14 protein-coding genes are annotated in these 15,887 nt (G+C 38.8%); 1 reads left to right on the top strand and 13 read right to left on the bottom strand.

Annotation, left to right across the window (positions count from 1 at the left end; all coding sequences use genetic code 11):
- Positions 1 to 164 precede the first annotated feature (164 nt).
- Positions 165 to 869: a M48 family metallopeptidase gene (locus tag I6758_RS05865; protein WP_196604261.1), complete on the top strand. Its 705-nt coding sequence runs from the start codon at positions 165 to 167 to the stop codon at positions 867 to 869.
- 56 nt (positions 870 to 925) lie between these two features.
- On the opposite strand, the gene I6758_RS05860 is transcribed toward I6758_RS05865, so the two are convergent.
- From I6758_RS05860 to thiD, 13 genes are all read right to left on the bottom strand, one after another.
- Positions 926 to 1,615 (bottom strand): GntR family transcriptional regulator, encoded by a 690-nt coding sequence (locus I6758_RS05860; RefSeq protein WP_196604260.1) that lies wholly within the window; start codon positions 1,613 to 1,615, stop codon positions 926 to 928.
- Between the two features lie 222 nt (positions 1,616 to 1,837).
- Positions 1,838 to 3,178: an MFS transporter gene (locus tag I6758_RS05855; protein WP_231038533.1), complete on the bottom strand. Its 1,341-nt coding sequence runs from the start codon at positions 3,176 to 3,178 to the stop codon at positions 1,838 to 1,840.
- A 61-nt stretch (positions 3,179 to 3,239) separates the two neighbouring features.
- A complete protein-coding gene (locus I6758_RS05850) occupies positions 3,240 to 4,256 on the bottom strand; it encodes a zinc-binding alcohol dehydrogenase family protein (protein ID WP_196604258.1) in 1,017 nt (338 codons plus the stop codon).
- Between the two features lie 22 nt (positions 4,257 to 4,278).
- On the bottom strand, positions 4,279 to 5,883 hold the full coding sequence (locus I6758_RS05845) for a mannitol dehydrogenase family protein (protein WP_231038532.1): 1,605 nt from the start codon (positions 5,881 to 5,883) through the stop codon (positions 4,279 to 4,281).
- A gap of 12 nt (positions 5,884 to 5,895) precedes the next feature.
- Entirely contained in the window at positions 5,896 to 6,975 is a 1,080-nt protein-coding gene (gene uxuA / locus I6758_RS05840) for a mannonate dehydratase (protein WP_196604257.1), read from the bottom strand.
- A 160-nt stretch (positions 6,976 to 7,135) separates the two neighbouring features.
- Complete coding sequence (locus I6758_RS05835; protein ID WP_196604256.1) at positions 7,136 to 7,897, bottom strand: SDR family oxidoreductase; 762 nt, start codon at positions 7,895 to 7,897, stop codon at positions 7,136 to 7,138.
- Between the two features lie 69 nt (positions 7,898 to 7,966).
- Complete coding sequence (locus I6758_RS05830) at positions 7,967 to 8,998, bottom strand: alcohol dehydrogenase catalytic domain-containing protein (RefSeq protein WP_196604255.1); 1,032 nt, start codon at positions 8,996 to 8,998, stop codon at positions 7,967 to 7,969.
- Positions 8,999 to 9,084: 86 nt separating this feature from the next.
- Entirely contained in the window at positions 9,085 to 10,422 is a 1,338-nt protein-coding gene (locus I6758_RS05825; protein ID WP_196604254.1) for an MFS transporter, read from the bottom strand.
- A gap of 17 nt (positions 10,423 to 10,439) precedes the next feature.
- Entirely contained in the window at positions 10,440 to 11,687 is a 1,248-nt protein-coding gene (locus I6758_RS05820) for an enolase C-terminal domain-like protein (RefSeq protein ID WP_196604253.1), read from the bottom strand.
- Between the two features lie 65 nt (positions 11,688 to 11,752).
- Positions 11,753 to 12,430 carry a FadR/GntR family transcriptional regulator gene (locus I6758_RS05815; protein WP_196604252.1) on the bottom strand — a complete coding sequence of 226 codons (678 nt, stop codon included), beginning with the start codon at positions 12,428 to 12,430 and terminating at the stop codon, positions 11,753 to 11,755.
- A 189-nt stretch (positions 12,431 to 12,619) separates the two neighbouring features.
- Positions 12,620 to 12,982 carry a chorismate mutase gene (aroH, locus tag I6758_RS05810; protein ID WP_196604251.1) on the bottom strand — a complete coding sequence of 121 codons (363 nt, stop codon included), beginning with the start codon at positions 12,980 to 12,982 and terminating at the stop codon, positions 12,620 to 12,622.
- Between the two features lie 219 nt (positions 12,983 to 13,201).
- Complete coding sequence (locus I6758_RS05805; RefSeq protein WP_196604486.1) at positions 13,202 to 14,806, bottom strand: ABC1 kinase family protein; 1,605 nt, start codon at positions 14,804 to 14,806, stop codon at positions 13,202 to 13,204.
- 33 nt (positions 14,807 to 14,839) lie between these two features.
- Positions 14,840 to 15,664, bottom strand: coding sequence for a bifunctional hydroxymethylpyrimidine kinase/phosphomethylpyrimidine kinase (gene thiD, locus I6758_RS05800; RefSeq protein WP_196604250.1), 825 nt, complete (start codon positions 15,662 to 15,664; stop codon positions 14,840 to 14,842).
- Between the last annotated feature and the right edge of the window lie 223 nt (positions 15,665 to 15,887).

The following is a 15,887-nucleotide window of genomic DNA, read 5'->3' as shown; positions in this document are numbered from 1 at the left end:
GAAAGACATTATTTATTGATTATATTGTATAATATTATTATAACATATTGTAAAAAATAGAAAACAATTTTATTATAGTGTTATAAACTTTCCTGCAAAACGATCATATATTTTTGCAAAAACTGTACCATTGATAATCTGCTATGAAAAAGGTGATATTCCGCATGCCGCGCATAAAACTTGGCGATAAATTATTTACTTTTAAACAAGAGCGCCAAAAAAGAAAAACAATAACGATTGCTCTAAAAGCACACGGTAATATTTTAATAAAAACACCCCATAATACCACTGATGAAGAAGTATACAAAATTTTATACAGATATGCCGATTGGATAAAAAAAAAGGATCAGACTTATGAAGAGCTTTCCCTCAATGCCCCTATCAATGACAAATATATAACATACAAGGGCGCCCCCCTGTATATAGAACGCATTTTTGCAAGTACCCCGCCGCTCATAAAAGTAAGCGGAGAAAAAGTCATTGTAAAATATGAGGGCAGTATTTTTTTGCCATTAAGTGATATTTTTGTTCCCTGGTATAAGGAACAGGCCCGACTCCATCTTTCACAGCGAACTGCATTTTGGGCTGAGGAAATGCAGGTAGCTGTTTTACACATAACGATCCGTGATCAAAAAAGCCGCTGGGGCAGCTGTTCCGCCAGACACAACATTAATTATAACTGGCGTATAATGATGGCTCCTCCTGCGATAATTGATTATCTGGTTATCCACGAAACAGCCCATCTGCTGCAAATGAATCATTCCGCAAGCTTCTGGCAAATAGTCAAAAAGTATGATCCTTCATTTGAAGCGCATCGCCTTTGGCTCAAACAAAATGGCGATTCTCTGCTGAATGTTCTGCGTTTATGAGAAAAACAACGTACCTATTATATAGGAAGCAATTTTATAATAAGTACATTGTTTTTTTATTTAAAAAGCTCTATATATTTTTCCTGCAGCTCATGAACATCACTTATGACCTTATTTACATGTTTTGTTATGATCTCATACCCCAGCTCCTCATCAGCGTTTATTATTGATTTAACAATTTCCTCATGCTGACTAAATAAAAGCTCTATCTCGCTCTGCTTAGAAGACAAGTCAAGCACACGCGCCCGTATATAATTTAAATTTGCCTCCTGAATAATTTTCCATATATGTGGTTTTTCACAGCCGGTGAATATAATATCATGCATCATATTATCCAGCTTGAAAAATCTTTCATAATTCTTATTTGCCACACATAAACGCTGTTCCTCAAGGCATTCTATCAATTTCCTTTTAAATTCGTCCGGAAAATATCTGCATGCCAGCCTGATAACCGCCTGCTCCATAGTCACACGCAAAAAACGAAATTCAGCGATCTGTTCTGTATCTATCTTTGAAATATACGACCCACGCTGTGGTAATATTTCCAAGAGTCCCTCCTGCGCCAAACGAATAAAAGCCTCCCTGGCAGGAGTCCGGCTTATTGACAGGATATCTGAAATCTCCTTCTCTGATACAGCCGTCCCCGGTACCAAGGTCAGGTTCAATATATTTTCCCGTAAAACACGATATGCGTATTCCCGAACAGATTCTTTCTCTTTTGCTTCCGATATTTTTAAATCTATCATTAAGTTACTCCGTTAGTATGTATTTTCGTATTAATAAAAAACTATAATACTAGTATATTATAGTCTATCATGAAGTCAAGTACAGATCTGATTTCTATTTGCCATTTTGTAGCCTTCTGAACCTAAAATATCTATAATTTAATATGAACAAAAACAGCAGAATATTTCATAAAAACAATATTTATGAAATATTCTGCTGCTAATGAGACAATTTTTTATATCTTACATAGCATCATCTAATTTATTTAAATCTCGTCCCGTTACATCCTCTGCCGCATAAGCACTCCAAAAACTTGATAATGAAAATATTATAATCATAATAGCAATAGGCCACCAACTTCCTGTCGTTGACGATACCCATCCTGCAGCAATTAGCGGTCCGAACCCTGTGGCGATAAGCCCTGCTATTTCTTTTGCCAAAGATACAAGCGTTACTCTATTTTTAGCTCCAAATAATTCCGACAAAGTTACGTTTTCTAATGCAAATAAACCTTGTACGCCAACATTCAATCCTATAATCATCGCTATTGTCAATGTTAATGTATCCTTTGAGTTTATCATAATCATCATCGGGACAGCATAAAATGCCATGGCTAATGACAAAATCATATACATTTTTCTTCTTCCAAATCGATCGCCTAAGTAACCTACTATAGGTATTGTTACAAATGAAACAAGTGATGAAATAATATTGGCATCTGTCGCAACTGTCTTTTGAACAGCAAGAACTGTTACAATGAATCCTGCCAAATAAGTTTGCAGCAATCCACTATTACCGGCCTGTCCAAAACGCAGTCCCAGAGCAACCGCAAAGCTTTTTTTACCTTTTGTATTACTCCGTTGTACATCAGTTATTTCAGTTACTTTTTTTGCACGCTCAACTTCCAGTAATTTCTTTTTTTCTGCCATAACAGGACTTTCTTTTACAAAAAGTCTTATCAAAATTGCAACTATCATTACTACAAAGGATGCATAAAATGGGATTCTCCACCCCCATGTGAGTACGTCTTCTCTATTTATTGTCATCAAGATAATTGTCCAGATTAAATTAGCCAATAAAGTTCCTGATGATGTTCCCAAACAAACTAAACTGCCAATTAACCCTCTTCGTTTTGTTTCACAAAATTCCGCTACCATAACTCCTGCACTACTGATCTCTGCCCCAGCACCCAATCCTTGAAAAATACGTAAAACTACCAATCCAATAGGAGCTAATACACCTACCTCTTGATATGTGGGCAAAAAACCGATAAGAGTAGATGCCAATCCCATTAAAGTTATAGTTGCAAAAAGCACCGTCCGCCGGCCCAGTTTATCTCCCATTCTTCCGAAAATACATGCTCCGACCAATCTGGCAATGTAGCCTGCGCCATAGGTTCCCATGGACATTATGAGTCCCATGGCAGGGTCAGTATTCGGGAAAAATATTTCTGTAAATACAATGGCTGCGGCAAGAGAATATAACTGAAAATCCATAAATTCCATTGCTGTTCCCAACCATCCACTTGCAGCAACTTTTACCAATTCTCGTGTTTCAATTTGATAGTTACTTTTTGGGTTCAAAATACTACCGCCTCTCATTATTCAATTAATATTTGCTGTTATATATATGGATAATTACAAATTAAAAAGTAAGTATAATTTTAAAAACTTCTTCCGGTTTTTCATCATTTAATTTAAAAGCATTTTTTGCTTTTTCAAATGGAAATGTGTGCGTAATAATTTCCTTTTGTTGAACCCTATTCTGTTTAAACCATTCTATTACTTCAGCAAATCGATGATTATTCAACCGTGTCCCTATAATTTCCAATTCACGGCTCATAATATCAACCTGACGAAATGAAAGTTCATCTGTAGTAAAACCTAATACAACAATCCGTCCAGCCGGTGATGGCAATTCCCGTATACATGTTTGCAATATATTTTTGTTACCCGTAGCTTCATAAATCAAATTCACACCTTCACCATTTGTAAATTCATTAATTGCTTCTGTGATATTTTTTTCTTTTCCATTAATAGTCTTATCCGCTCCTAACTCTTTAGCTTTTTTCAAACGTGTCTCAACAATATCCAGTATAGCTACTTTAGCACCTTTCATTTTTGCAACTTGTAATATAATTAATCCTATAGGACCAGCTCCACAAATAAGGACCGTATCACTCGCACTCAAACGTCCACGATGAGCAACCTGTGCACCTATTGAAAAAGGTTCCACTGTCGCAGCTATTTCCCATGGAATATTTTCAGGCAATTTGTATAATTGCTGATATTCAACAGCCACATACTCTTGAAATCCCCCGTCCATATGAACTCCCATTACTTGAAGGTTCCTACATACATTATGACGTCCGATTTTACAAGGATAACATTCCCCACATGAGACTACAGGATCAACAGCTACACGATCACCTTCCTGAAATCCTTTTACATCTTTACCTATTTTTACGATTTCTCCTACAAATTCATGTCCTACAACTCGCGGATAAGTTGCAAAAGCATTTTTTCCATGATATATATGAACATCAGAGCCGCATATGCCTGCCGCTTTCACTTTTATTAGCACTTGGTTTGTCGTTATATTTGGTATTTCTCTGTCAATAATATTAATTTCACCTGGTTTTTCAATTACAATTGCTTTCATACTTATTATTTCCCCCTTAAATTTACCGGACATATTTTTTTAGAACATTTCTTACTGCATTTTTCCCTGAGATTAATTCACCAAAATACTTTTCCACTTTTTTGCCCAAATCAACCTCATAAAGATTAATGCCGAAAATATTTTTATTTGACAAAATTTCTGTCAATTTCCCTTTTGCTGTATCTGGTTCACCCACTTTTATGCCTGTCAAATTATCTTGTAGGTATTTGAGCAAGGGATCAGGACTGGGAGTGAAAACATTCCCTGCATCATCTATCCCTAATAAATACCTGCACCAGCCTGCTATGGCAAGCGGAATATATTCAAGTTCCGCCGCTTTTTTCCCGTGGGCTTTTATTGTTTCGCCAAAGCGAATACCCACTTTTTGAGAAGTATCAGATGCTATACGCTGCGGTGTATCAGGTACATTAGGATTATTGAAACGTTCTTTTATGACTTCATCAATGAACTTCTTCGGATTAAGAACTTTAGGATCTGTTACAACAGGCAGACCCTCTTTATATCCTATAAGCTCAATGAATTTTTTCAATTCCACATCTTTCATTTCATCGGCTATCAGAGTATATCCCAGCAGACAACCGTATACAGCCAATGCCGTATGCAGCGGATTAAGGCAAGTGCACACCTTCATATGTTCAATTTTATCCACCGTATCTTTATCTGTAAAAATAACCCCTGCCTTTTCTAATGGAGGCCGCCCGTTGGGAAATTTATCTTCTATAACAAGATATTCCGTTTTTTCAGCATTAACGAATAATGAGCACTCACTTTTTTCCGTATGAATCGCATCGGCATTTTTAAAACCGCATTTTTTTAAATGTATGCGAACTTTCTCAGACGGTTGTGGTGTGATTTTATCAATCATACTCCAAGGAAACGCGACTTTATTCTTGTCATTGATATATGCAGAAAATCCTGAACAAATCAGTTTATTCTTTTCCCATGTTTCAGCAAAATGTAGTACTGCCTCTTTTATTTTATCGCCATTGTGTGAACAATTATCCAAGCTTAGAAAAGCTATCGGTTGTCCGCCGCCCTTATACCGTGTATAGAGTAAAGATGTTATGCACCCCATTGGACTTTGCGGATTTTCAGGGCCCTTCTTCATATCTTCTGCTGCATCTTCAAAATAATTTCCGTTATGGTCCTTTAATTTATATGCTTTTTCCGTAATTGTGAAACTTACTATCTGCAGCGACGGTGCCGCGATTATTTCTTTCAGACGCTGCCAGTCATCTTCTTCCGCTGAATCGCAAACAAGTGCTTCCGTTATATTGCCAATAATTTTTTTTGTAAAATCACCATTTGCGTGCATGGTCACCGCTACACTCAGGTTGTCATAAGGGCGATACAGTTTAGTTATTACTTCCTTATTATGAGTTGTAGCGACTATAATACCAGTTGCTGCCAGATTTCTTTCCAAAAGCTCCTGCTGCAGGCGGGCTATAAATGCACGAAATATATTTCCCCCGCCAAAATGCAGCCATTGCGGCTTTGATTCAGTTTTTTCAATAACCTCACTATCAGAAAAATTATACGTTTTTATACCTGCATCTTCCCATTGTTCCCTATATGCAGCAACATTTTTTCTATTTAACTGCAGCATACAAAACCTCCTTTACTTTCTCCCACATATGCGATTGATTGCATCCCATAATCCGCACAAATAATTCACACCTAAAGCTCTGTCAAACAACCCATATCCGGGCCGGCCTTTTTCATCCCAGATCATGCGCCCGTGGTCAGGGCGTATTGGTCCGTCAAAATCTATATCATATATAGCTTTCATAATCTCAAATATATCCAATGACCCATGTTTTGATTTATGCGCCACTTCATTGAACACCCATGGTTCATGCACCTGTATATTGCGCACATGCATAAAAGCGATCCTCTTTTGTCTGCCAAACTTGCGGATTATATGCGGAATATCATTTTTTAAATTAGATCCCAACGAACCGGTGCAAATGGTAAATCCATTGCTTTCACTATCCACCATAGCAGCTATTTTATCCAGATCTTTTTCATTTTTTACTATGCGCGGCAGTCCAAAAACGGAGATCGGCGGATCATCCGGATGTATAGCCATTTTTATACCGCAATTTTCTGCTTCCGGCACTACCGCCTGCAGAAAGTACTTCAGATTGTCCCGCAGATCATCCTCATCCATGCCATCATACTGATTGAACAGCTCTGTCAATTGTGCCAAACGCTCCGGTTCCCAGCCGGGCAAAACAAAGCCATTGCTGTTATCCAAAATTTCTTTTGCCATATCCTGTGGTTTTTTGCCTGCAATAAGATGATAATCGTAAGCCAATGCTGTAGATCCATCATATAACGGTTTTGCAAGATCCGTGCGTGTCCAGTCGAATACAGGCATGAAATTGTAGCAGACTACCTCAACTCCTGCCTTTGCAGCATTACGCAGTGATAAAATGTAATTTTCTATGTATTTATCACGACCGGGCAGACCCAATTTTATATCTTCATGCACATTGATACTTTCAATATCTTTAAAATATAAATTATTCTTTTCAGCCTGTCTTTTTATTTCCCGCAAGGGTTCCAGCGGCCACACTTCTCCCACCGGAATATCAAACAATGCCCCGACGATACCATCCATCCCCGGTATCTGCCCAATCTGCTGTAAGCTTATTTGATCATCCTTTTCTCCATACCAACGAAAAGTAAATCGCATTTTCATGCCCCCATTTAATATTCTATAGATAAACAATATTCTTAATTAAGTGTCTTTCATATAGGTATACTACCATACTAGTATTAATATTGCAAGGAAAAGATAATACAAATAGAGAGGAATGCATTTTACATTCCTCTCTATCCGCTTTAATAGCTTGTTACTTTACTAAATATCCACCATCAACAGGAATAATTGCCCCGCCTAAATAATCACTGGCCCGCGAACAAAGAAAATTGCATGGACCCTTCATATCTTCACCTGTTCCCCATCTGTGCGCCGGTATCCGATCCGTTATTTCTTTATACCGTGGATTATTTTTATCCAGCAAAGCCTCATTCATTTCTGTAGCCATATAACCAGGCGCAATAGCATTAATATTTATTCCTCTCGCCAGCCAATCGTTACTCATTTCTTTCGTCATTTGAGCGATTCCTCCTTTGGCTGCAGAATATGCCGGTACAGTTTGTCCTCCAAAAAAAGAAACCATTGATGCTATTGTGACTATTTTCCCATAACCTTTTTTCAGCATTATTTTAGCTGCTTCCTGGCAGAGAATAAACACCGAATTTAAATTTACATTAAGAACCTTGTCCCATTCTTCCACGGGAAATACTTCCGCACTATATCTGCGCTGAATGCCATGCGAAGTCACAAGAATATCCAATTCACCGGAAAGTTTTTCCACAGCCTGCCTAAAAACATTGTAAACTTCTTCTCGTTTTTCAAAATTACCCTTTACTCCGTGACATCTAAATCCATTCTTGCAGAATTTTTCAGCTACATCGTATACTTTATCTGATGTTCCTACGATAACCACCTCTGCTCCGGCCTGCATCAATCCTTCCGCCATACTGTAACCCAATCCTCTTGTACTGCCCGTCACAATTGCCTTTTTATTTTTTATATCAAATAAATTCATCTTCGTCACACCCATCAATAAAATTAATATTATATATAACATCCAATCTCGAATATTTTTAAGATTTTATTATTCATCAAAAAGTATTACCATTTTTTTAACAGAAGGATCAGGATGTTCCATATGATAGAAAACTTCCTGTATATTGCTGAATTTAATAAAATTAGTTGCTATTCCTTCTAAATCAAAATCACCATTTTCTATGTGTTTTATTGTCGGCTCAAACTGACAGCAGGACATTCTGGATCCTATAATATCTATTTCTCTTTGATTTATCATCGCCTGTGTAATGGATTCGGGTTCTGTGACAAATCCCATTGGAACGATTCGGCCGGCATTACATACAATCCCCGGCTGCATGACTAATGTCAGTGACCCCTTGAAGCATGCAGAATCAAAAGCTATTGTCACCCCACGTCCTTTGGTTATCGTTTGTATGCGTTCCAATAAATTCTCCCTTTTGGAATTTATTACATAGTCTGCACCGTATTTCTTTGCCCGTTCAAGTGAGCTGTCACTGACGTCGCAGCATATAACCGTTTTGCAGCCTTTAGCCTTACAGGTCTGCAAAATAATAGAACCTATCGTTCCTGTTCCCAGTATAAACACTACATCATCAGCGGTTACACGCCCTCGGTTCGTGCAATGTGCACCTATAGCAAACGGCTCTGTCAGCGCAGCATCTTTCCATGGCACCTTATCATTTATTTTATAAACTTCAGTTTCCGGTGCTGTAAAATACTCTCTCCACCCTCCATCAGCCCCAGAACCTCTCACCCGTACACTTTCACATACATTTTTTCTCCCTATTTTACACTGATAACATTCACCGCATGTCATAATGAGATCCACTATTACATGATCACCCTTCTTTACTGTTGTCACTGCACTGCCCACCGCTGTCACAATACCGGCATTTTCATGTCCCGGTATACGCGGATATGTTGAACAGGGATTGGTTCCATGATAAATATGATGATCGCTGCCGCAAACACCTGCTGATTGCATTTTTATCAGTACATCATGTTTATTTTCAATTTTGGGCATTGGAACATCACGCACTTCTGCCTTATGCGGACCTGTCACAATAACTTCTTTCATTATCATTCACTCCTTAGTAATAAGTAAAATATTAACTTTTTTGTCAAAAATCTAAAAATTTTGTATAAATCGCAACTGATTTTTATTTATAATTGTTCGGGTATTTCTACAGGTTCCAATTTGTCCACTACAAAATGAAATATAATTGCGCCAAAGAAAGCCACCGCAGCAATATAATTCATTGCCATATGAAAATTATTCGAATTTTGCAGTAATGCTCCAAAAACAATAGGTGTAATAATTCCCGAAAAATTCCCGAATAAATTTAAAATACCGCCTACTGTTCCCATCATTTTTTTTGGCATGATATCACTCATCGCTACCCAGCCAAGATTTGATCCTGCATTTGCAAAAAAGGCCACTGATAAAATTCCTATTGCCACTAGGGGAGTATTCTCAAAGTAGTTTGCCGCGCACAATATTGACGACATTATCATGCCGATAGTCATTGGCCACTTTCTTGCAAAAGTTATAGTTTTGCCATGCTTCAACAGCATATCGCTGACCGTACCGCCAAGCAAGACGCCTCCCATCGCCATCATATAGGGAACACAGGCCATAAACCCTGCCTTATCTATAGACAGATTCAAACCTTTCTGCAGATATATTATGAACCATGTTAAAAAGAAATACAGCGTGGATGACGCCGCAAATTGTGCTACAAAGATTCCCCACACTCTCCTTTGCCTGATTACATAAAATATTTCACGCCAAGATACTTTTTGTGTGATTTTTTCCGCGGAATCTATTTCCGGATTATATCCGCCATTGTTTTTAATATATTCTAATTCTTGAAAATTTGCCTTTTTGCTGTCTTTGGGATCACGATAAAGAACATACCATATAGCTCCATAAATTATTGCGATTCCTCCTGAAAAGTAAAATACACAGGGCCAGCCCCATGTCGACACCATAATCGCAAGCAGTGGTGTAAAAACTGCCAGTCCGATATATTGCGCCGATGAATATGTGCTTATCGCCCTTGCTCTTTCCTTATTGGGAAACCACAAAGATGCAATTTTTGTGTTGCACGGATATGCCGGTCCTTCTGATATACCTATACAAATGCGGCAAAATATAAGAAATGCAAATGCGGCTCCCGCGCTGGCAAACATTTCGTGTGCACTGAACGCCATGATAAAGGTAAACAGCCCCCATACGCTTATAGCGATTCCATATAAAATACGTGCACCAATTTTATCTAATAGAACACCCACAGGAACCTGAGCCGCAGCATATGACCATGTAAATGCCGAAAACAGCACGCCAAGTTCTGTGGAACTCAGATCGAATTGTTTTTGGATCGCCGCTCCGGCTACAGAAAGATTCGCTCTGTCAGTATAATTTATAGCAACGGCTATAAAGAGCAGCGCTAATATGAATAGTCTCACTTTTGAAGGTCTTTGTCCTTTTGCTGTTATCATTTACTGTTCCTCTCATTTTATGGTGTCTGCAATGATCCATCTATATTTCTGGTCTGCGTCCATGTTGTTACTGCGTTTTCACAAGAATATTTTGCAGCTTCTTTCTCGTTAAGATCAATGCCCAGCCCCGGCTTATCATTGGCATAAACATATCCATTTTTAAATTCCGGCAATCCCGGAAAAACGTCCAAGAGGGCTCCATGCGGGCCTTTTAGTTTCTGAATTACAAAATTCGGCGGTTCTATCCCCGACCACTCCTGCACTCCAAAATTAGCGGCCGATAAGTCTATGTGTATATTTGCCGCATGTGCCAGCGGTGACATATCACCCGGACCATGCCATGCAGTTTTGACTCCGAATTGTTCTGCAAAAATCTGCAATTTTCTTGCCGGTGTAATACCGCCAATCTGACTGATATGAACACGTATATAATCGATAAGTCTTTCTGTGATAAGATATCTCCATTCCGCAGGATTATTAAAAAGTTCTCCCTGTGCCAGCGGAGTGACTGTTTGTTCACGCAGTCTTCTGTACCATTCCCCCTGTTCAAGAGGAATAGCATCTTCCACAAAGAACAACTTGTACGGTTCAAGTTCCTTAACCATTTGTACTGCCGCATGAGGAGATATGCGTTCATGTACATCATGCACCAGCTCGATCTCAAATCCCAGCCTGCTGCGAATCCCATCAAAAAGTTTGACAGTATCTCTCATATATTTTCTGCCATCAAGATAAATTCCCGATGCAGCTCCGGCAGGTGCATATTCGGGAGCCGTATGATAACCTGCCCCACCGTAGCCACCGCATTGGCAGCGAATATAGCGTATGCCCATTTCTTGAAAACGTTCAATATTCTCACATATTTCACCGAGATCCTTGCCGTCTGCATGACGATATACAGGCACTGCTTCTCTGCATTTTCCCCCAAACAACTGATATAATGGCATATTTGCCATTTTTCCTTTTATATCCCATAGTGCCATATCGATACCGGAAATAGCATTATTCTCTATCGGCCCATTGCGCCAATAGCCATTCTGATGCATAAGCTGCCAAAGATCTTCAATATTTTCAGCACACCTGCCCGTTAACAACGGTTTCAAATATTCTTCAATAACGCATTTTACAGCCAAATGCCGATACGCAAATGTCGCACATCCAAGACCGTACAATCCATCCTGATTAGTTTCGACTTTGACCACCACGAGATTTATTCCTTCCGGTGCAGTCAAAATCACCTTGATGTCAGTAATAATTGTAGACATGTTCTTCCTCCAGTATTCCTGTATTTGTAAGTCGTCCTACAAGACGTCCCAAAAAGAAAACAGACCTAGTCTGTTTTCAAATTATCTATAGCCTGCCGTATATGCGCTTTCATAATATGTTTAGCCTTTTTTGCGTCTTTACACCGTATAGCTTCCAGAAGCAACGTATGAAAATACACTCCATCTTTATAACCGAAGAGGTCATTAAGTTGTTTATGATTTTTGGCTGTTCTCTCTAAAACATCACTTAATGCCATCTCCAGAATCTTATTTCCTGATGCCCTGCAGATTTCCTTGTGAAAAAGCATATCCTGTCGCACAAATTCATCTGATTTGTTGATATTTTTTTTCATTTTTTCGAGACATTCTTCCAGATTTTTCAGATTTACCATTTTCGCATTATTTGCAGCTAAATAGGCGCTTTCTTTTTCGATAATTTCTCTAAACTGCAGTACCTGGCATATATTATCGTAATCGGCATCATTAAGTGTATTGACTGTGCCTATTATACCGCTTATATCATTACGCTTTACAAAAGTCCCCTTGCCATGCTGACTTTCTAAAACTTCCAGTGCTATGCACTGCTGTATGGCCAGCCGTATACTGGACCTGCTGACTGCCAAAAGCTCCGTCAATCTGTTTTCTGATGGGATCTTTGAACCGATCGGCCAAGTACCACTTTCGATATTTTTCTTCAGATACTCGAACACCTGCTGTGTAACATTTGTCTTTACGATATGCATTATATATTCCTCAATCTTTTAACTTGTAAGTCGACTTTCAAGTTAAAAATATTTTAACATATAACTTTCATAAATGCAATCATATATATTGATTCATTCATGAAAAATTTATACAACAAATTCTTTTTTATATTATCTTCAACTAAAAGTCCCGGATATTATATTATTATGCGTTTTTCAATATTTGCATCATTTATTCAAAATATCAGGTCTCAGCATTTTAGCACGGCGCAGATAAATATGCCTTATTTCGTCCTGCGGTTTATCAGTATCGACCAGCAGTAAAACCCTGATGCATTTTTCTATGCTCCCATCCACAGTCATTTGCTGTGCATCAAAAAGCGGCACCAGATCCCACCCTTTCATTTTGCGTGCGGCAGCTGCCGGAAAAACTGCATCTATATCATTCGTGCCCGAAAAGATAGCTGCTCCTATATCTTTCGCAGCAAGTTCATTTTCGGAAATAATAGCCTTCAGCATTTCCTGTACTGCATTACAAATTTCCACACTATCATTTTTCTCTACAGTTATCGCACCGCGTATTCCGCGCAAACGAATCTCCCCTTTCAAAATTGTACAGCATAATTTTCTGTGTATAATAAAACAATTGCTAATTTAGCTTAATTCAGAAATTTTTCTCACTCGAAAATTCTACACCTTTTACACCGGTATTTGCAATCCCCTGTGTCTGTTAAAATAACAGTATACCTCTTCATTCCTCTGCCCGCAAACAATTTTGAACTCTATTCCTGTTCTGTTCAAATAATTTCATCATCGATGCCGCCAGATGCTTATCAATAAACGGGCGCATAAAAGCAATGCGGACAAATATCCCAAAATCCCCAGAAAGGGTATCTCCAAAAATTTAGGTGTCATATTGGTAGTACAGATTATCGACGATCCCAATAAAAGTGCCGCACTTATTATGCCGATTATAAGTTTATTGATCATTTTATCTATGCGTTTCAATGGTTCTTCTGATCCTGTCAGGTCCAGATTGACTTTCGTCTGCCCGCTCATAGTCATTTTGATCATATCGGATAACTGCTCCGGCAGCTGCATTGATCTGTATATCAGCGAATATCCTTCCTGGCGCATCTTTTTCAATTCATTACGCCAATTAAAATTTTTAGAGAATTCACTTTGCATCTGATCCTTCAATATATCTACAAAATTTATATCAGGACAGGTAATCTGCATAATACCGTCAATGGTCATAATACCTCTTGCAAACATGCTCAGGCCCGGTATGATACCCATATTATGGCGGCGTAAGACAGCTATGATGTCATGTGATAACCTGCCGAGATTAAGTTCCTCAAAACGCAGATCACTGTAGCGCAGCATCAATATATCTATATCTTCATACAGCTTTATATGATCTATTTTCCCCTTAGGCACACCTAATGACAATATAGCTGATTTCATAGCAAATGTATCGTTATGCACTAACGCATAAATAGCTTTTTTCAGAGCATTTCTTTCCTGTTGAGAGAGACGCCCCATCATACCAAGGTCCAGCCATATTATTTTTCCGCCGCGCACCCAGACATTGCCGGAATGCGGGTCGGCATGAAAATAACCGTCCTTTATTATTTGCTTTATATAATTTTTCCCAAGATTGCGGCCTAAAGCCTCTACATCATAACCGGCCTGCTTCAGTTTATCTATTTCATCTATACGTATGCCATCCACATATTCCATAACAAGGATACGGGCTGTTGTCAGTTTCCTGTAAACTTGAGGACATTCAACGTTTGAATCGTCGCTGTTCAGATGACGAAATTCGTCGATGTGATCAGCTTCCATCATAAAATCCATTTCCTGTTTGGTAATTGTCCACATTTCATCAAGAACTGCTGTAAAATCAACTACATCACGTGATTTACTGAAAATTTGCAGCAACGCGACCGTTCTTTTCAACAGCATGATATCCTGCGCCATTATTTCATATATTCCCGGACGCTGTACCTTTATAACAACTTTTTCTCCGGTCTTAAGCACGGCGTGATGGACTTGAGCTATTGACGCCGATCCCAATGCTTTTTCATCAATCTGCGCAAAAACATTATTCCATTTCTGCGCATACTCCTGCTCGATCACCTCTTTTATGATCTCAAAGGGAAGGGGATTAGCTCGCGTCTGCAGCTTGCTCAGCTCATATATGTATTCTCCCGGCAGAAAATCAGGCCGCATGGATATAACCTGTCCCAGTTTTACAAAGGTAGGACCCAGCGCTTCGAGGATCAGCCGCATACGTACGGGATTCATTCCGCGCACAGCATCATATTTACGCAGCACCGACAGCATTTGACGCAGCCGAAGAGATGAACTTATATAACCATATTTATTGCTTGTCAATATATTTTTCAGCATCATGTTATTCCCGCCCGCTTCAATAAAAACTCTTTAATCCAAAATTTCTTTAGAAATCCACGCACCGGCTGCCATATGATTTAATGGGCCGTTTCCCTTTCCCAGATCCAGTCCTGCGTTCAACAGTAAATTGATATATTTTTTTGCATATTTTACACTTTCATATATATTGAACCCATTTGCCATATTGCAGGCTATAGCCGAGGAGAGCGTGCATCCCGTTCCGTGCGTATTGGCAGTATTGATTTTTGTTCCATTATAAACATACGTAACTGTCTGGTCTCTTAATACATCAGCGGCATCATCTGTCAAATGCCCGCCCTTTATCAATACTGCGGCTTCGCGGTCACAATTTTTATAAATTTCCGCAAAAATTTTCTTTGCGGCCTGCTCCATTTCTTCCTCGGACCGGGGAACGATACCGCACAATATACCGGTCTCAAATATATTAGGAGTTATAACATCGGCCATTGGCAAAAGTTCCTGTTTTAACGCCTCCACCGCATCCTTTTCCAAAAGGCTGCTGCCGGAAGTAGCTACCATGACAGGATCTACCACTATATTTTTTGCATTATATTCACTCAGTTTTGCCGCAATGATTTTTATAATATCCGCATTAGCTACCATTCCTATTTTTACCGCATCAGGAGGAATATCTGAAAATACGGCGTCCAGCTGTGCTGCCACAAAATCTTTTTCTGCTTCCATTATTTTACTTACGCCTGTAGTATTCTGGGCAGTCAATGCCGTTATGACACTCATAGCATACATTCTGTGTGCCGTTATTGTTTTTATGTCAGCCTGTATCCCTGCTCCGCCGCTGCAATCAGAACCAGCAATCGTTAGAATTTTTTTCATAATTACCCATCCGTTATTCATAATAGTCTCATACCAAAACAGCGGCATCATCGGTCGGCCTCTGTTTCCTTTATTTATCGATATACATAGTATATATTATATTATTTACTGTATCATAGCAATTGTTTGCCCTATTTATTTTGCCAATTAAATACGTTATAATAACCCCAGCGGTTAATATTAAAATCTACAGTCTTGTACAGCTGCATTGAGTATATACATT

Source organism: Pectinatus haikarae (assembly GCF_015732185.1).
Classification (GTDB): domain Bacteria; phylum Bacillota; class Negativicutes; order Selenomonadales; family Selenomonadaceae; genus Pectinatus; species Pectinatus haikarae.
Note: the sequence above shows the minus strand (reverse complement) of the source record. Positions and strands in the feature narration are given on the sequence as shown.

Bases quoted from the DNA above. Each gene is read 5' to 3' on its own strand.
- uxuA (WP_196604257.1), bottom strand. From the start codon at position 6,975: ATGCGATTTACTTTTCGTTGGTATGGAGAAAAGGATGATCAAATAAGC.
- I6758_RS05865 (WP_196604261.1), top strand. From the start codon at position 165: ATGCCGCGCATAAAACTTGGCGATAAATTATTTACTTTTAAACAAGAG.
- I6758_RS05805 (WP_196604486.1), bottom strand. From the start codon at position 14,806: ATGCTGAAAAATATATTGACAAGCAATAAATATGGTTATATAAGTTCA.
- I6758_RS05820 (WP_196604253.1), bottom strand. From the start codon at position 11,687: ATGTCTACAATTATTACTGACATCAAGGTGATTTTGACTGCACCGGAA.
- I6758_RS05830 (WP_196604255.1), bottom strand. From the start codon at position 8,998: ATGAAAGAAGTTATTGTGACAGGTCCGCATAAGGCAGAAGTGCGTGAT.
- I6758_RS05835 (WP_196604256.1), bottom strand. From the start codon at position 7,897: ATGAATTTATTTGATATAAAAAATAAAAAGGCAATTGTGACGGGCAGT.
- I6758_RS05850 (WP_196604258.1), bottom strand. From the start codon at position 4,256: ATGAAAGCAATTGTAATTGAAAAACCAGGTGAAATTAATATTATTGAC.
- I6758_RS05860 (WP_196604260.1), bottom strand. From the start codon at position 1,615: ATGATAGATTTAAAAATATCGGAAGCAAAAGAGAAAGAATCTGTTCGG.
- I6758_RS05815 (WP_196604252.1), bottom strand. From the start codon at position 12,430: ATGCATATCGTAAAGACAAATGTTACACAGCAGGTGTTCGAGTATCTG.
- thiD (WP_196604250.1), bottom strand. From the start codon at position 15,664: ATGAAAAAAATTCTAACGATTGCTGGTTCTGATTGCAGCGGCGGAGCA.
- I6758_RS05825 (WP_196604254.1), bottom strand. From the start codon at position 10,422: ATGATAACAGCAAAAGGACAAAGACCTTCAAAAGTGAGACTATTCATA.
- I6758_RS05845 (WP_231038532.1), bottom strand. From the start codon at position 5,883: ATGCTGCAGTTAAATAGAAAAAATGTTGCTGCATATAGGGAACAATGG.